At 46.3% G+C, this 16,253-nt stretch carries 17 protein-coding genes; 13 read left to right on the plus strand and 4 right to left on the minus strand.

Features of this window, described 5'->3' with window-relative positions; all coding sequences use genetic code 11:
- Positions 1–15 precede the first annotated feature (15 nt).
- Positions 16–933 (minus strand): ribosome small subunit-dependent GTPase A, encoded by a 918-nt coding sequence (gene rsgA / locus D0C36_RS15475; RefSeq protein WP_117392504.1) that lies wholly within the window; start codon positions 931–933, stop codon positions 16–18.
- Positions 934–1,181: 248 nt separating this feature from the next.
- On the opposite strand from rsgA, the gene thrA reads away from it, so the two are divergent.
- The 6 genes from thrA to D0C36_RS15505 all read left to right on the plus strand — a co-directional run bounded on the left by thrA (position 1,182) and on the right by D0C36_RS15505 (position 7,803).
- Positions 1,182–3,632, plus strand: coding sequence for a bifunctional aspartate kinase/homoserine dehydrogenase I (gene thrA, locus D0C36_RS15480; protein WP_117392505.1), 2,451 nt, complete (start codon positions 1,182–1,184; stop codon positions 3,630–3,632).
- A gap of 105 nt (positions 3,633–3,737) precedes the next feature.
- A complete protein-coding gene (locus D0C36_RS15485) occupies positions 3,738–4,724 on the plus strand; it encodes a homoserine kinase (protein WP_117392506.1) in 987 nt (328 codons plus the stop codon).
- 229 nt (positions 4,725–4,953) lie between these two features.
- Positions 4,954–6,264 carry a threonine synthase gene (gene thrC, locus D0C36_RS15490; RefSeq protein WP_117392507.1) on the plus strand — a complete coding sequence of 437 codons (1,311 nt, stop codon included), beginning with the start codon at positions 4,954–4,956 and terminating at the stop codon, positions 6,262–6,264.
- Entirely contained in the window at positions 6,257–6,730 is a 474-nt protein-coding gene (locus D0C36_RS15495) for a GNAT family N-acetyltransferase (protein WP_117392508.1), read from the plus strand. Before thrC ends, D0C36_RS15495 begins: the two co-directional genes overlap by 8 nt.
- A gap of 120 nt (positions 6,731–6,850) precedes the next feature.
- Complete coding sequence (locus D0C36_RS15500; RefSeq protein WP_147322006.1) at positions 6,851–7,201, plus strand: hypothetical protein; 351 nt, start codon at positions 6,851–6,853, stop codon at positions 7,199–7,201.
- Positions 7,198–7,803 (plus strand): HAD family hydrolase, encoded by a 606-nt coding sequence (locus tag D0C36_RS15505; protein ID WP_199502036.1) that lies wholly within the window; start codon positions 7,198–7,200, stop codon positions 7,801–7,803. Before D0C36_RS15500 ends, D0C36_RS15505 begins: the two co-directional genes overlap by 4 nt.
- A 66-nt stretch (positions 7,804–7,869) precedes the next feature.
- Here D0C36_RS15505 and D0C36_RS15510 read toward each other — a convergent pair whose 3' ends face one another.
- Both D0C36_RS15510 and D0C36_RS15515 read right to left on the minus strand, forming a co-directional pair.
- Positions 7,870–10,176 (minus strand): TonB-dependent receptor, encoded by a 2,307-nt coding sequence (locus D0C36_RS15510; protein ID WP_117392511.1) that lies wholly within the window; start codon positions 10,174–10,176, stop codon positions 7,870–7,872.
- Between the two features lie 74 nt (positions 10,177–10,250).
- Positions 10,251–10,604, minus strand: a complete 354-nt coding sequence (locus tag D0C36_RS15515; RefSeq protein WP_158557122.1) for a hypothetical protein — start codon at positions 10,602–10,604, stop codon at positions 10,251–10,253.
- 107 nt (positions 10,605–10,711) lie between these two features.
- Between D0C36_RS15515 and D0C36_RS15520 the strand changes: the two genes are divergently transcribed.
- Genes D0C36_RS15520 through D0C36_RS15535 form a run of 4 tightly spaced genes read left to right on the plus strand, consistent with a single transcriptional unit; the run spans position 10,712 to position 13,050 of the window.
- Positions 10,712–11,065 carry a hypothetical protein gene (locus D0C36_RS15520; protein WP_117392513.1) on the plus strand — a complete coding sequence of 118 codons (354 nt, stop codon included), beginning with the start codon at positions 10,712–10,714 and terminating at the stop codon, positions 11,063–11,065.
- A gap of 14 nt (positions 11,066–11,079) precedes the next feature.
- Positions 11,080–11,787 carry a peptidylprolyl isomerase gene (locus tag D0C36_RS15525; protein WP_117392514.1) on the plus strand — a complete coding sequence of 236 codons (708 nt, stop codon included), beginning with the start codon at positions 11,080–11,082 and terminating at the stop codon, positions 11,785–11,787.
- Positions 11,784–12,239 carry a GNAT family N-acetyltransferase gene (locus tag D0C36_RS15530; protein ID WP_117392515.1) on the plus strand — a complete coding sequence of 152 codons (456 nt, stop codon included), beginning with the start codon at positions 11,784–11,786 and terminating at the stop codon, positions 12,237–12,239. The genes D0C36_RS15525 and D0C36_RS15530 overlap by 4 nt, the downstream gene beginning before the upstream one ends.
- A gap of 43 nt (positions 12,240–12,282) precedes the next feature.
- Positions 12,283–13,050 (plus strand): exodeoxyribonuclease III, encoded by a 768-nt coding sequence (locus D0C36_RS15535; RefSeq protein WP_117392516.1) that lies wholly within the window; start codon positions 12,283–12,285, stop codon positions 13,048–13,050.
- 6 nt (positions 13,051–13,056) lie between these two features.
- Here the strand turns inward: D0C36_RS15535 and D0C36_RS15540 are convergent, their stop codons facing one another.
- Positions 13,057–13,578: a hypothetical protein gene (locus D0C36_RS15540; RefSeq protein WP_147322008.1), complete on the minus strand. Its 522-nt coding sequence runs from the start codon at positions 13,576–13,578 to the stop codon at positions 13,057–13,059.
- 110 nt (positions 13,579–13,688) lie between these two features.
- On the opposite strand from D0C36_RS15540, the gene D0C36_RS15545 reads away from it, so the two are divergent.
- The 3 genes from D0C36_RS15545 to D0C36_RS15555 all read left to right on the plus strand — a co-directional run bounded on the left by D0C36_RS15545 (position 13,689) and on the right by D0C36_RS15555 (position 16,251).
- A complete protein-coding gene (locus D0C36_RS15545; protein ID WP_117392518.1) occupies positions 13,689–14,534 on the plus strand; it encodes a menaquinone biosynthesis family protein in 846 nt (281 codons plus the stop codon).
- Between the two features lie 123 nt (positions 14,535–14,657).
- A complete protein-coding gene (locus D0C36_RS15550) occupies positions 14,658–15,881 on the plus strand; it encodes a PQQ-dependent sugar dehydrogenase (RefSeq protein ID WP_117392519.1) in 1,224 nt (407 codons plus the stop codon).
- 94 nt (positions 15,882–15,975) lie between these two features.
- Positions 15,976–16,251, plus strand: coding sequence for a hypothetical protein (locus D0C36_RS15555; RefSeq protein ID WP_147322009.1), 276 nt, complete (start codon positions 15,976–15,978; stop codon positions 16,249–16,251).
- Positions 16,252–16,253: the final 2 nt, after the last annotated feature.

Here is a 16,253-nt window from a genome sequence, read left to right on the forward strand (position 1 = left end):
TCCTGCTTCTCTTATCTATGCCCTTGTGTCGTTCCCGTTGTAAATGCTCAGATAGCTTTCATATCGGGTAATGGCTATCTCATCCTCATCAAGTGCTTCTAACACCGCGCAGCCCGGTTCATTGATATGACGGCAGTTGTTAAAACGGCACTCATTCATTCGTTCGCGCATCTCGGGGAAGAAATGGCCAAGCTCTTGTTTTTCTATATCGATAACACCTAACTCGCGGATGCCGGGGGTATCTACTATGAAGCCACCTTCTGGCAACTCAAACATTTCGGCAAAGGTGGTGGTGTGCATACCCTTGTCGCTCCACTCAGATATGATATGCGTTTTCAGGTCGAGATCAGGCAACAGGCGGTTGATGAGGCTGGATTTGCCCACGCCCGAGTGACCTGTTAACAGGGTAACCTTATCTTTCAGCAGATCCTGAACCTGCTGGATATTGGTGCCCTCTTTGGCAGATACCTCATAGCAGGGGTAACCTATGCGCTCGTAGATGTCTTTGTAATCACCAAGGATGGCTAAGCCCTCATCACTAAAAAGATCGAGCTTGTTAAATATCAAACTTGCAGGAATATCGTAAGCCTCGGCAGTTACCAAAAAGCGGTCGATAAAGCCGAGCGAGGTACGTGGTGATGCCAGTGTAACGATCAGAAAGGCCTGATCCAGATTAGCCGCGATGATATGTGCCTGTTTTGACAGGTTTACCGATTTACGAATAATATAGTTTTTACGCTGATGCAGGTTGGTGATCACACCGGTACTTTGATCTGGCTCCATATCAAAATCAACCACATCACCTACCGCAATTGGGTTGGTAGTAGTAAGGCCTTTGATCCGGAACTTGCCTTTTATACGGCAGTCGATAACTTCGTTACCCGCCTTTACCTGGTACCAGCTTCCGGTTGATTTTGTAATTAAACCCTGCATAAGAGGCGCAATTTACACACATTAAAGCCTTTGAAAGAAATAATTACAAATTGCACTTGCTTATTTAAATAATATCTACTTACTTTACCGACATTATATATGACAATTAACAACACAACAATTACAACTATTATTACCACCGGTATAAACCTCGGAGGAAGATAGTCGTATGGTGTAAAAAACATAAAATGAAACCAAACAGAAAGCCTTCCTCCGAAACGGGGAAGGCTTTTTTATTATAACTTAAAATGAAAGTATTAAAATTTGGAGGTACATCAGTAGGGTCGGTAGGAAGTATAAAAACCCTGCTTGATATTTTAAAAGCCGAGGACAAGCCACAAAGCAGGCCGGTGGTAGTGTTATCAGCCATGGGCGGGGTAACCAACCTGCTTATTGCGATGGCAGAAGGCGCTGCCGAAGGCAAAGAGTTTACCGCTCAATTAGCCGAGTTGGAGAAACGCCACTTTGATGTGGTGAAAGCGTTGCTTGACGTGCAGAACCAGAACCCTGCCTTTACCCGCCTCAAGATCCACTTTAACCAGCTGGAAGAATTGCTGCAAGGCGTGCTTACCCTGCGCGAACTTACCCCCAAAACCCGCGACCAGATCGTGAGCTTTGGCGAACGCTGCTCTGCGCTGATGGTGAGCAAAATTGCTGCCCAGCATTTTAAAGATGTATTGTTTGTTGATGCCTCTGAATTAATTAAAACTGATAGCGCTTTCGGCAATGCTAAAGTGAACAGCGATTTGACCGAGCTGTTGATCAACAGTTTTTACCACGAGCACAAGAATGAGCTGCTAATAGTAACCGGTTTTATTGCCGGTAACGATGCAGGCCAGATAACCACCCTTGGCCGCGGTGGCAGCGATTATACTGCAGCCATATTCGGTGCGGCGCTTAATGCCGAAGAGATTCAGATATGGACTGACGTGAACGGCATGATGACCGCCGACCCACGTATGGTAAAAAAGGCATTCCCGCTTGAGGAGCTTTCATACACCGAGGCTATGGAGCTTTCTTACTTCGGTGCCAAGGTGATCTACCCGCCAACTATGATCCCGGCGTTTTTGAAGAAGATCCCTATCGTCATCAAAAACACTTTTGAGCCGGCGTTTGCGGGTACGGTTATCCGTCATGATTGTAAATCGTCAAACCTGCCTATCAAGGGTATCTCATCAATCAATAACATCAGCATATTAAACCTGCAGGGTAGCGGCATGGTGGGTAAATCGGGCTTTAGCGGCAGGTTGTTCTCGCTGCTGGCGAGGGAGCAGATCAATATCATTCTCATCACCCAGTCGTCGTCAGAGCATAGTATCACCTTTGCGGTACAGCCTCAGGATGTAGATAAGGCCAGGCAACTGATAGAGCAGGAATTTGAGCTGGAACTATTAGCCAACAAGCTGGAACCACTGGTGATTGAAAGCAACCAGGCCATTTTAGCCATAGTGGGCGAGAACATGAAACAAACCCCGGGCATGAGCGGTAAATTGTTCCACGCACTGGGCCGTAACGGTGTAAACGTGCGTGCTATTGCGCAGGGTTCATCAGAGTATAACATCTCGGTGATCATCTCAGCTAATGACCTTTCAAAAGCGCTGAACGCCGTGCACGATAGTTTCTTTACCGAACTCACCAAAACACTGCATGCATTTTGCCTGGGTACCGGCAATATCGGCAAAACCCTGTTTGCGCAGTTAAATGCCCATAAAGATTACCTGCAAAAAAATAACGGCATACAGGTTAAAGTAGTTGGCATCAGCAATACCCGTAAAATGGTGTTCAACAGCGACGGGCTTTCGTTAGATACCTGGCAGGATGATTTGCAGGCATCAACCCACGAGGCTGATCTGCCGGGCTTTATCGCCAAAATGAAAGAAATGAATTTGCCGAACTGCGTGTTCATCGATAATACCGCCAGCCCAAAACCGGTTGAGTTTTACGAGGAAGCGTTTAAGGCAAACGTATCGGTGGTAACCTGTAATAAGATAGGTAATTCGGCTTCGTTAGCCCAGTACCAAAACTTCAGGGATACCGCACGCAGGCATGGCGTCGATTTCTTTTATGAGACCAACGTAGGCGCAGGCCTGCCTATCATCCGCACACTAAAAGACCTGATGGGTAGCGGTGACAGGATCCAGAAAATTGAGGCAATATTATCGGGTACTATCTCATTCATCTTTAATCACTTTAAAGGTGATGCCAATTTCCACGATGTGGTAAAAGAGGCCCAGGAAAAAGGTTATACCGAACCCGACCCGCGCGATGACCTGAGCGGTAAAGATTTTATGCGCAAGATATTGATCCTTGCCCGTGACGCCGGTCATGAAATGGAAGAGGCCGATGTATCGATAGAAAGCGTGTTGCCGAAAGCTTGTCTGGAAGCAAAAACCGTTGATGATTTCTACGCAGCCCTTAAAGCCGAAGATGCTTTCTTTGCCGACCTGAAGAACCGTGCCGAAAGTGAAAAAAAAGTACTGCGTTACATCGGTAAACTGGAGAATGGCAAAGCATCCATCACCCTGCAAATGGTTGATGAGAATCATCCGTTCTACATGCTCAGCGGTAGCGATAACATTATCTCCTTCACTACCGATAGGTACCGTGAACGCCCGCTGGTTGTAAAAGGCCCCGGTGCAGGTGCCGAAGTAACCGCCGCCGGCGTATTTGCTGATCTGATAAATGTGGGAGCTAATTAGGAGAGAGGGTCAAGAAACAAGATCCAAGAATCAAGACAAAGGAAAAGAGCGCCGCGTTCCCCCTCTTGAGAGGGGCAGAGGTGTGTCCTTAAAAAGATAAATAAAATGAGTAACGATATACAAGATTTAAAACAACCATTGGCGAAGGCCAACGCGGGCTTAGACAGCGTTCACGTTTTTGCCCCGGCCACCGTGGCCAATGTGGTTTGTGGGTTTGATGTGCTGGGCTTTGCAGTTAACGAGCCTGGCGACGAGGTGGTAATGCGCCGCACCAATAAGCCGGGCATCAGCATCAGCAAAATAACCGGCGATAACGGCCGTTTGCCAATGGATCCGGCTAAGAACACCGTGAGCGTAAGCGTAGAGCATTACCTTAAAAGTGTTGGCCGTTTGGATGTAGGTGTGGATATTGAACTGCACAAGAAAATGCCGATAGGCAGCGGGCTGGGCTCAAGCTCAGCGAGCACGGTGGCGGGTTTATATGCCATTAAAACTTTATTGGGCGATGATTCTAACCCAGCTAAACTGTTGCCCTTTGCCATGAAAGGCGAGGAGCTGGCTTGTGGTCATGGTCATGCCGATAACGTGGCGCCGGCTTTATTTGGCGGCTTTGTTTTGATCCGTAGCTATGAGCCTTTGGATGTAGTTAGATTACCTCACCCTAAAGATCTGTGGTGTGCCATTGTGTTCCCTGATGTGGATGTGCCTACCCGCGAGGCCAGGCAGATCATCCGCAACAAAATAAACATGAAGGATGCCGTAACCCAGTGGGGCAACATTGCCGGCCTGGTAAGCGGCTTGTTTATGCAGGATATTGACCTGATAGGCCGCAGCATGCAGGATGTGCTGGTTGAGCCGGTGCGCAGCATGCTGATCCCCGATTTTTATGAGATGCGCAAAATGGCTATGGATCTTGGCGCGGTAAGTTTCGGCATCTCAGGCTCGGGGCCATCAGTATTTGCCTTTACCCGCGATGAACAGACTGCAAGGCTCATCACCGGTAAACTGAAACAACACCTCAATAGCATCAAAATAGGCGCTAATACTTATGTATCTACCATTAACGATGCCGGGCCGAGGGTGATAGGGTAAGTGGGAGAGAAGTCAAAATTAAAAAGTAAAAAGTCAAAAGACCCGGCACGTCATTGCGAGGAGTCCCGATGAATATCGGGACGACGTGGCAATCCCCTACTTACAGAGCGGATCTGCTAATCGAGGATTGCCACGCTACGTTCGCAATGACGTGTTGGGATAAACAGTTATTCAAATTAAAAAATATACAAAGTCTCCCCCTTCAGGGGGAGATTTAGAGGGGGCTCCAATGAAATTCTACAGCACAAATAACAAAGACCTTAGGGTTGGTTTTAAAGAAGCGGTTTTCAACAGCATGCCGCAGGATAAGGGTTTATACATGCCGGAGCATATCCCGCACCTGGATGATAAATTCCTGAATAATCTGGATCAGTACACACTGCCCGAGATCGCTTACCACGTAGCGCAAAACCTGCTGGGTGATGATATCCCTGCCGATGACCTGAAGGCCATCATTAACGATGCCATTAACTTTTACGCACCGATAGTTGAACTGGAAAAGAATGTTTTTGTGCTGGAGCTTTTCCACGGCCCATCATTGGCGTTTAAAGATTTTGGCGCGAGATTTATGAGTCGCGTAATGAGCTATTTCCTTGAGGAAGGCGAGAAACAACTGGACGTGCTGGTAGCCACATCCGGCGATACCGGAGGTGCCGTTGCACTGGGCTTTTTGGGCGTGCCCAACACAAGGGTAACCATCCTTTATCCAAAAGGGAAGGTAAGCCATATACAAGAACTGCAACTCACCACCAACGGACAAAACATCCGTGCGCTTGAAATTGATGGTACTTTTGATGATTGCCAGGCGCTGGTTAAACAGGCGTTTACTGATAAAGAACTGAATGAGAAGTTCCGTTTAACATCGGCTAACTCTATCAATATTGCGAGGCTGATCCCGCAGACTTTCTACTACTTTAATGCCTATGCCCAACTGCTTCGCCAGGGTATCAGCAAAGCAGTATTCTGCGTGCCGAGCGGCAACTTCGGTAACATAGGCGCAGGCTTGTTGGCCTGGAAGATGGGCCTGCCTGTGGAGCATTTCATAGCAGCAACCAATGCAAATGATACCGTACCTGCTTTTTTAAAGACCGGCGTTTACGAAGCCAAACCATCAGTAGCTACCCTGTCAAACGCTATGGACGTAGGTAACCCGAGCAACTGGGTACGTATTGCCGATCTGTTTGATCAGGATATGGATACGCTGAAACAACTCATAACCGGCTACAGCTACAACGATGAAGAAACACTTGCTGCCATCGAAGCACTATCAAAAGATGATAACTATGTGGCCTGCCCGCATACCGCCATTGCCTGGAAGGCCTTGAAAGCTTACCAACAGGAGCATCCTGCTGATGATACTGCCGGTATATTCCTGTCAACCGCGCACCCTTGTAAATTCCCGGATGTGTTTAAACCGGAGATAGCTGAAAAAATAGAGGTGCCTGCACAGGTGAAAGACCTGGAAGCCAGAGAAAGCAAGGCTGTAAGCCTAAGTACAAACTTTGATGATTTTAAGAGCTATTTACTAACCAATGCCTGAAGTTGAATACCCGGCACGCTTAACTGAGCAACAGAAGCAAACGCTGCTGGATATCTGGAATACCGAATATCCCAAACAGTTATGCATGCCGGGTATCAACGAATTTGATGCCTATCTAAACTCGCTCACTAATCCTACTTATTTATTGCTGAGAGCTGATGACGGCGAGATCATCGGCTGGGCTACTTTGTTTACGGTGGAGACCGTTCGCTGTTTCTTTATCATGCTGAAGAGTAAAATGCATGGCAAAGGCTGTGGCACCTTATTGTTAAATGCTCTCAAAGCAAAGGAGAGCGTTCTCTTCGGTTGGGCGGTTGACCATAACCGGGATGTAAAAGCCGATGGCACGCCATACCCATCGCCTGTTGATTTTTACCGAAAGAATGGGTTTACCATCAATAATGAGTTGAGATTAGAGACGGATATCCTATCCGCAGTAAACATTCATTGGCAGGCGGATGCTTAAATCATCACCCCTCAAAATAATTGTATAGTTTTAATTATTTAAGAGATATTTGCCTCAACAATACTCATTGCTTATATGGGCCGCAGCGCAACCGCCAATTTTTTTTTCGTTATGCTATTGATGGCAACCATTATTACGGGTTGTACCGCAAACCAGGAGTTTGACCGCCGGGGCTGGAATGATGGCGACGGGATCGATTTTCCGCGCCGCAACCTGATGGTTGACGATCTGCTGAAGAAATATAATTTTAAAGGCTGGAAATACAGAAACGTAAGGGGCTTGCTGCATGAGCCGGATCGTTTTAGTAACGACAGTACGAATTTCCATTATGAGATCATCCGGAAGATGGATGGCATCGATACCGTCCGTACCAAGAACCTCGTTTTCTGGTGGAACAAAAAAGATTCTACCATTACCGACTATAAGGTGACTGAGAAAGAATATCCAAAAAAAGACCGCAAAAAGAAGTGATCAACACCATCATATTCGATTTAGGTGCAGTGTTGATAGACTGGAACCCGCACTACATGTACCGTACCCTTTTTGATAAAGAAGAGGACATGCTGCACTTCCTGGCCAACATTACCACATCCGATTGGAACGAAGAACAGGATGCCGGTCGCTCACTGCAGGAAGGCACCGAATTACTGGTGAAACGCTTCCCTGAACATGAAGCAAACATCCGTGCCTTCTACGGCCGCTGGAACGAGATGCTGGGCGACGCTTTTGATGATACGGTCGCTATCTTAAAAAAGCTAAAAGAAAGCGGCAAATACAAAATATATGCGCTCACCAACTGGTCGGCAGAGACTTTCCCTGTGGCCCTGGAGCGCTTCGAGTTTCTGAGGTGGTTTGATGGTATCGTAGTATCGGGCACCGAGAAAATGCGCAAACCTGCGCCCGAGTTTTATCATCTATTACTTACCCGTTACCATGTTAAGGCTGATGAGGCCCTGTTTATTGATGATAATCTACGCAACGTTTTGGCGGCAGAGCAGGTCGGTATCAAGTCGATACATTATCAATCTGCGGAACAACTTGCGCAAGAGTTATCTTCTTTAAACATCTTCTAAAAAAATCGAAAGCCCCGTTATTGCTAACGAGGCCTTCTTTCTAACTAAACTAACTAACTTTTATTTTTATCTATTGGTCCCGAAAGGGATATAAACGCCGAATGTAACGTTGCGACCCATGTTGTATATACCAAATGTTGGGTCTTCCTGGCTAAAGCGGCCCGGCCTTAAACGGCTAAGTGCATCGTAGTAAGCCTTGTTGGTAAGGTTTGTACCAGAAACGTATAACTTAAGTGGTTGTTTGCCAATGTTGAAGGTTGCTCCGATACCGGCATTTAACAAAGTATAACCACCTGCTGCTGTCTCAAAAGTTTCATCAACGCGGCCTTGTTTAAAGTAATTATCAATACCTGCGTAGAAGTAGAAATCTTTCAGTCCTTTAACCTTAGGTTCAAAACGCAGAGTGTTATGTAAAGTACCTGCAGGGATCAGCGCCAGCGGGCGATTGAAAGTGTTGTTTTGCGCGTGGGTATAGCTAAAAGTATTCTCGAAGTGGATGAAAGGTACAGGGTGCAGGGTTAAGTTACCCTCAAAACCGTAAAGGTTGGCATTGACTTGTCCATAGCGGTAGGTGTCATAAGCACGGCTTTCACCTGTTATTTCATCAACCACAGTAGTTTGCTCTTTGTTGGTGTTTGATGCGTAGATGTAGTTATGGATGTAGTTCTCATAAATCCCCACGCTACCGGTAACAAAGCCAGAGCCATACTCTAAAGTTGCATCGGCCTGGTAGCTGCGCTCAGGAGCAAGATTTGCATCACCTATCTCATAACGGGTGGTACCCTCGTGAACGCCGTTTGAGCCTAATTCGGCAGGGTTTGGCGCACGGAATGCGGTACCGGCATTAGCTTTAAAGCTCAGATCATCGTTAAATACGTGGGTAAAGCCTAAAGCACCACTCATATTTGAGAATTGGTTGTTAAACCCAGGGAATTTCACATTTCCATCTTCCTCAGTAAGTGCTTTACCTTTGTTTTTAATGAAATCGTAACGGGCACCTGCACTAAAGGTGTTTTGTCCCCACATTTTTTTCAGGTAAACAAAAGCACCTGTGCTGTATTCATCGTAAGCAGGGATCAATAACTCTTCGCCAAGGTTAATGCTGTGGCTAAGCGCGCCGCTTAAACCCACTACCGGGTGCCAGCCGTTCATCTCAGGCAGGCTGTATTTTGCATCTAATGAATAAGTATTCATGTCAAAAAACAACGACGGGGTTGTGCTTTCTTCCAACTCGCGGCGTTGGTTTTTCTGGTAACCCAGGTCTAATTTTAACGAGCTGCCGCCATCAAACAAGAAGTTATTATTAAGGGCAACTTTATAGTGGCGGATATCCTGGCGAGGGAAATCAAGCGTGCGGCTGGTTGATGTATTATAAAGCTCATCGCCCGGCTCAGCATCCAAAAAGCCGATGTTGTTTTTGTAGTACGAGAAATTTAAGTGCGAGTAACCCCAAGGCTTGTTAACCCCTACCATAGCGCTGGCATTGGTTTGGTTAAAACCGCTATTGATAACACGGCCTGCAGGGGTGTTGTATGAGTATGCATTTTGGTAAGTACCACGGCCTCTCCATACAAAACCATTCTGGTTACCGGTTACCATAGCAGATGTATTGGTTAAACCGTTGTTGCTTGAGTAGTTGGTTAAAAACTCGCCTGCAACGGTGCCTTCTGCAGGGATAGCCGGGTCAATAACGTTGATCACACCACCTAACGCATCAGAACCGTATTGTAGTGATGCAGCACCTCTTAAAACCTCAACTCTGCCGGCAGAGAACTGGTCCATCTCAATACCGTGCTCATCGCCCCATTGCTGGCCTTGTTGTTTAACGCCATCGTTTAAAGTAACCACACGGTTATAGCTTAAACCACGGATAACCGGCTTAGAGATAGCCTGGCTGGTAGTGATCTGGCTCATACCCGGTACCTGTTTGGCCAATGCGTCGATTAAGTTTGTTGATGAGCCTTGCAGCTGATCTTTAGTAACCACGCTGGCCGATGTGCTGTTATACCTGCTGCCTGCAGTGATAGGCGTACCGGTAATAACTACCTCGTGCGTTTCAATAACGCTTGGCTGCAATGCAAATACCAATGGCGTTTGCGACGATAGGTTAATAGTTTGGGTAAGAGTTTTGTAGCTTAAGTACTGCACCTGTACCACAAAATTTCCGCGTTGCGGGATGGATTTTATAGTGAACTCGCCATTTAAATTGGTTGCAACGGCTATGCGTAAGTCGGGGATGCTTACAGTGGCGCCGGCAAGTGGCTCATTGGTTTTGGCGTCAATAACTTTACCTTTCAGGTCAATAACATCAGCTGCCGAAGCAGAAATACACACGAATAAAAATATAAAGCAATAAAATAGCTTCAGTTTCATAATTAAAAATTAAAGAATCAGACAATTAGCGGCATTGGGGGCAATGCGGCTATAAAAGAAAAAATAACGGGTAATTATGAAATAGCCGGGGGGGCCCTGCCCGAGGCAAGGATAAGGCCTATACTTGCAAAGTTGTATTGCTGAAAGGTATAAACACGTGTAGCCTTGGTGAAATATACGGCAAACTGCGGCTTAACCAGTTCCATAAAATCATGATGCATGCTATCACATACCTCACATTTTTCTGTCAGGATCTGGGCTTTTGTGTGGTGCTTGCTATCAATGCAAAGCTGGTGTAGGTGCCTGTTGGCATTGTGCTGGTGGGCATATACCATATACTGGCCCGCAACAAAGCAGAACAGCAGCGCCCATGCGCAAATAATATGGTAAGTGCTTTTTTTCACAGCAACGCCTTTATATTTCGGCACAAAAATAAATAATAATAATGCAATACTGTTGCATAAACGTAACAATATTGTTAATCGTATATCAGAAAAGCACTTGATGCAGGCCAAGCTTCAGTATATTTGCCGGTATGAAACCTGCTGAGATCAACGCAAAGTGGGCTGTGCTGCAAAACAGGATAGCTGAGGAATTTGATAACGAGAAGCCCGATATGAAAGTGATCCTGTTCCTGATAGGGGTACAGGAGCTGGGGCAGGGGCCACGTAAATTCAGCAAAAGGCAAAAAGAAGAGCTAATGCATATTGCTACCTGCAAGCTGTTTAGCCAAATGGGCTTTTACGAACTGGAAGGCCTCGATCAGGATGGCTGGCCGCATTGGAAACTGGCTAAAACCATCCCCAATTATACCCTGCTTGAGCAGGAAATGATATTGAAAACATTGGTGATCACCTATTTTGAAACCGAATTAGAGTGGGAACTTTAACCTGCACAATTAATATGAAAAGAATTTTAACCCTTTGCCTGCTGTTCATCACAGCCGTGGCTTTTGCCAAGCCGCCAAAAAATCAATATGTGCGCATCAGATCGGGCTATGGCGATGTTATTATCCGTTTGTATAACGAAACGCCAAAGCATCGTGATAACTTTATCAAACTCACCAAACAGGGGTTTTATAATGGCACATTGTTTCACCGCGTGATACAGGATTTTATGATCCAGGGCGGCGACCCGGATTCGCGCGATACCTCAAAAAATAAAAAAGGGGCCGAGTTGGGCAACGGCGACGTGAACTATACCGTACCGGCCGAGTTTCGCGATAGCCTGTTCCACAAACGTGGTGTGCTGGCTGCTGCGCGCGATGATAACCCCGAGAAAGCCTCAAGCGGATGCCAGTTTTATATTGTAGAGGGTAAGCGCTTTACCCCGGGCAAATTGGATACACTGGAAATAAAACGCCTTAAAGGCCGCAAGATCCCGACATGGCAGCGCGATATCTACACATCTGTTGGCGGTGCGCCACACCTCGACCAAAATTATACCGTGTATGGCGAGGTAGTGACCGGCATTGATATGGTTGACCGAATAGCCGCCGTAAAACGCGATGGCAACGACCGCCCCGAAGTGGATATCCCCATGACGGTTGAACTGCTCAGCAAAAAGGAATGCGAGCGCATGGATGAATTGTTGTGGCCTAAATCAAAATGAGACTTGCTACGATAAATGATCTGGAACAAATAACGCAGCTTTACCGGGATACTATCCTTACCGTAAACCTGAAAGATTATTCCGCAGAGCAAACAGCTGTGTGGGCCAGCCGTGCTGATAATACACATGCCTGGGCGGGTAAGATAAGCGATCAGCATTTTTTACTTGAAGAAGAAGGCGGCGTTATCACCGGTTTTTCATCTTTAACAGATGGTGGGCATGTGGATATGTTATTTGTGCATAAAGATCACCAGGGGAAAGGCGTTGCTGGTAAATTATTACGTGAGATAGAACAGGAAGCCGGGCGGCGTGGCATAACGCGTTTAACAACCGATGCCAGCAAAACAGCACGCCCGGTTTTTGAGCATTTCGGCTTTAGCGTAATAACCGAACAAACCGTAATGGTTGACGGCGTAGCATTGAACAACTTTAAAATGGCGAGATCGCTGTAAATATAAATTAAAACAAAAATCCCCCTTCAGGGGGTATGGGGGCATGAAGATAGTCACTTATAACGTAAACGGGATCCGCTCGGCAATAAGCAAAAACTGGCTGGCATGGCTGCAGGCCACCGATGCCGATGTGGTTTGCCTGCAGGAAATTAAAGCTACACCTGATGTATTGACTGACTTGGGTTTGGTTGATGCCCTGGGCTACCAGCACTTCTGGTTCCCGGCCGAGAAGAAGGGGTATAGCGGCACGGCTATTTTTAGCAAAATATTGCCTAAGCACGTAGAGTATGGCTGCGGTATCCCCGATTTTGACCGCGAGGGCCGTTGTATCCGTGTGGATTTTGATGAGGTATCGGTGATGAGTGCCTACTTTCCATCGGGCTCAAGCGGTGATGAGCGCCAGGCTTTCAAGTTCCGCTTTCTGGATGAGTTTGGTAAATACCTCACGCTGTTAAAAGCCAGCATTCCTAACCTGGTTATCTGTGGTGATTATAATATTTGTCACAAACCTATTGATATCCATAACCCGAAATCAAACGCCAACTCATCAGGCTTTTTGCCCGAGGAGCGCGAGTGGATGGAGAATTTTCTTGAGTCGGGCTTCATTGATACCTTCCGACACGTGAATAAGGAGCCACACAATTATACCTGGTGGAGTTACCGCGCCAATGCCCGCGCTAAAAATCTGGGCTGGCGTATCGATTACGCCCTGGCAAGTAAAGAAATGGAAGAGAACATCAAACGCTGCATGATACTGCCCGAAGCCAAACACTCCGACCATTGCCCGGTGCTGTTGGAACTTGAGTTTTAGCGGGTATCATAAACTGCAAAACTGAACAAAGATCGTTCGTCCGTCTTTAAAGAAACCGATATAGCCCTCATCGTCATTTTGATACCCGTGTGCTATATCGGTTTCTTTGTACCTGCTCAAAACATCATGTGATGCCGATGACCAGCCAAATTCCCCTTTTTGAAAACGCTTGTCGGTTTTTATATCGTTTAACAATTTATTGTAATCATGCGGAGAGAGTTTAATTACTGATGCAGAACAATAATCTCCATGAAAATCGGGATACGATGCCGATTTATCAGAAATATCAGCAGATGGCGGTATTTCTCTAAAAGTTATCTTTTTAAAATCTTCATAATAAAACGCATCCCCGGGGTAAAAGGCCCTGTAAATATTCCAGGTTAAAAAGCCGGTTATACCTGCAATAATGAGCAGGGCTATCCAGCCTTTGTTGTGTTTCGCAAAGTATTTATACATGCGCCTGAAGAGCCATCCTACAAAAGCTAAAATGACCAGCGGAATTACAATTAACCAAAAAAGAAAGCCCATCAGATGATAAGATTTGGTGCAGCCAATCTATCTAAAAAATGTAAAATATAGAAAAGCATTGTGCTACTCTCGTTAACAAACCGTTGATTTGGGTTGTTAAACATTGTGCTATGAAATTAACTATCGGCTTTTCGCCTTGCCCAAACGATACCTTTATTTTTGATGCCCTTATTCACCATAAAATTGACACCGAAGGACTGGAGTTTGAGGTGTTTTATGATGATGTGGAAACGCTTAATCAAAAGGCTTTCCGCGGCGAACTGGATATTACCAAGCTAAGCTATCATGCCTTTGCCTACGCAGCAGATAAATATGTTTTGCTTGATGCCGGCAGTGCGCTGGGTTTCGGTGTAGGGCCAATGCTGATCACAAAGCAGGAAGACATCTCACATCTCATATCTCAAATCTCACATCTAAAGATAGCTATCCCCGGTAAATATACTACGGCTAACTTCCTGTTGAGTTTGGCTTTTCCTGATGCCACCAACAAACAGGAGTTGGTTTTTTCTGATATTGAGAATGCGGTTTTAGATGGCCGTGCCGATGTGGGCCTCATCATCCACGAGAACCGTTTTACCTATCAGGATAAAGGCCTTCACAAAGTGATGGATCTTGGGGACTACTGGGAAAAACGTACGGGCTGTGCTATCCCACTGGGTGGTATTGTGGCTAACCGCAACCTGCCTGAGGATGTGCAGCAGAAGGTTAACCGCCTCATCAGGCAGTCGGTTGAATTTGCCTTTGCCGACCCTAAATCGGGACTGGATTATATCCGCCAGCACGCACAGGAAATGAGCGAGGAAGTAATGTACAAACACATTGAGTTGTACGTAAACAAATTCTCTGTCGATTTGGGCGAAGAAGGTAAAAAGGCTGTTAAATTAATGTTTGATACCGCCCTGGAGAAAGCTATTATCCCGCCGATAGATAAACCGCTTTTTCTTAACCCTTTGTAACAATCTGCTCACCCGGAAACTTTAACAAGGCTGTTCTGTTTGTAACTGAGTATATTGCAGTGTAAACCTGTCCCTCAGGGTTGCGATCTATTGCCTTTTAAAAACGCTCAAACAAAAACTAATATGACATCTGCTAAAAACAAACAACTGCTTGTTGCGCTGGGCTTTGCTGCGCTAACGGGCGGCACTGTACAGGCAAAAGCCATCCAAAAAGATACGGTGCTGGCTCCTGTGGAAACACAAAAAGCCAATACCGATTATAAACCGGCCTTTCGCGGGCAAACGCGCATTGGCGGTATCAAAACCAAAACTGCCTACACAGCAACGGTTATCAACAGTGACCTGAAGAATCCCTGGGGAATCCACGTACTGCCCGATGGTAGATTTATCATCACAGAAAAGGCAGGATCTATCCGCATCCTGAAAGCTAATGGTGCTTTTGATAAACAGGTAACCGGTTTCCCTGCTGTGGTATTTAAAGGCCAGGGTGGCTTGCTTGATATTACCATCGACCCTGCATTTGCAACCAACCGCATGGTATATTGGGGTTATGCCGAAGAAGCGCCGGGCGGCTCCCTGCTGGCCATAGCCAAAGGCAAACTATCTGCCGATGAAACCAAACTGGAGAACGTAGAAGTGATCTATCGTGCCCAACCGGCTTACCGTGGTAACCTGCAGTTTGGCTGCCGCATTGTGTTTGATAAACAAGGCAACCTGTTTGTGAGCACCGGCGAGCGCAGTGGCGCAGATATCCGCATGAAGGCGCAGGACTTGAGCGCCGGCATTGGTAAAGTAATCCATATCACCAAAGCAGGCAAAGCTGTACCGGGTGGCCCGTTTGCGGGCAAGGCGGGTGCCCTGCCCGAGATCTATAGCTACGGGCACCGCAACCCCGATGGCCTGGCTTACAACCCTGCAACCGGCGACCTTTGGGAAGCCGAGTTTGGCCCCCGCGGCGGCGACGAGATCAACATCATTAAACCGGGTAACAACTACGGCTGGCCGGTAATTACTTACGGCATTGAGTACAGCGGCGAAAAAGTTGGCGACGGCATTCAGCAAAAAGAAGGCATGACCCAACCGGTTTACTATTGGGATCCCACCATCTCTCCGGGTGGCATCACCTTCTACACTGGCAATATTGCCGAGTGGAAGAATAACCTATTTGTTGGCGGCCTAAGCGGTGCACACATTGCCCGCCTGGTGATCAAAAATAACAAAGTTGTTGGCGAAGAGCGCCTGCTGCGCGACAAGAACGAACGCTGGCGTGCCCTGGTGACCGGCAAAGACGGTGCCCTGTATGGCCTTACCGATAATGGTAAATTGTACAGGATAGCAAAGAAATAAAAGAAAAGCCCCCGATGAAGATCGGGGGCTTTCTTTTTTATAATCAACGTATATTTATGGAGTTATGAAGGTGGCGAAATTTTTCATTTGTGTTATGGCAATTGTAATGGCTGGCATGTTGATTCGTCATAAAGTCAGTATTCACCAGGAGTTGAATCTTGGATTTAAAGGAGTTGTTCAAAAAGTAACCTATTCTGAAAATAAGGGCACACCAACTATAACAGTAAATAATATTAATTATTCTTTGCACAACAGTATAGATTTCAGGCACATGATTGATGTTGGCGATACTATCTCTAAGGAGAAAGGTGTAGTTTTATACAAATTGATCAAGAAAGGTACGGATAAGGTTTTGCTTTTTAATGATTAAGC

It is taken from the genome of Mucilaginibacter conchicola (assembly GCF_003432115.1).
GTDB lineage: Bacteria > Bacteroidota > Bacteroidia > Sphingobacteriales > Sphingobacteriaceae > Mucilaginibacter > Mucilaginibacter conchicola.

Coding starts and splice junctions, on each gene's coding strand:
- D0C36_RS15510 (WP_117392511.1), bottom strand. CDS start 10,176: ATGAAACTGAAGCTATTTTATTGCTTTATATTTTTATTCGTGTGTATT.
- D0C36_RS15550 (WP_117392519.1), top strand. CDS start 14,658: ATGACATCTGCTAAAAACAAACAACTGCTTGTTGCGCTGGGCTTTGCT.
- D0C36_RS15530 (WP_117392515.1), top strand. CDS start 11,784: ATGAGACTTGCTACGATAAATGATCTGGAACAAATAACGCAGCTTTAC.
- D0C36_RS15485 (WP_117392506.1), top strand. CDS start 3,738: ATGAGTAACGATATACAAGATTTAAAACAACCATTGGCGAAGGCCAAC.
- D0C36_RS15520 (WP_117392513.1), top strand. CDS start 10,712: ATGAAACCTGCTGAGATCAACGCAAAGTGGGCTGTGCTGCAAAACAGG.
- thrA (WP_117392505.1), top strand. CDS start 1,182: ATGAAAGTATTAAAATTTGGAGGTACATCAGTAGGGTCGGTAGGAAGT.
- D0C36_RS15540 (WP_147322008.1), bottom strand. CDS start 13,578: ATGGGCTTTCTTTTTTGGTTAATTGTAATTCCGCTGGTCATTTTAGCT.
- rsgA (WP_117392504.1), bottom strand. CDS start 933: ATGCAGGGTTTAATTACAAAATCAACCGGAAGCTGGTACCAGGTAAAG.
- D0C36_RS15500 (WP_147322006.1), top strand. CDS start 6,851: ATGGCAACCATTATTACGGGTTGTACCGCAAACCAGGAGTTTGACCGC.
- D0C36_RS15535 (WP_117392516.1), top strand. CDS start 12,283: ATGAAGATAGTCACTTATAACGTAAACGGGATCCGCTCGGCAATAAGC.
- thrC (WP_117392507.1), top strand. CDS start 4,954: ATGAAATTCTACAGCACAAATAACAAAGACCTTAGGGTTGGTTTTAAA.
- D0C36_RS15495 (WP_117392508.1), top strand. CDS start 6,257: ATGCCTGAAGTTGAATACCCGGCACGCTTAACTGAGCAACAGAAGCAA.
- D0C36_RS15525 (WP_117392514.1), top strand. CDS start 11,080: ATGAAAAGAATTTTAACCCTTTGCCTGCTGTTCATCACAGCCGTGGCT.
- D0C36_RS15545 (WP_117392518.1), top strand. CDS start 13,689: ATGAAATTAACTATCGGCTTTTCGCCTTGCCCAAACGATACCTTTATT.
- D0C36_RS15555 (WP_147322009.1), top strand. CDS start 15,976: ATGGCAATTGTAATGGCTGGCATGTTGATTCGTCATAAAGTCAGTATT.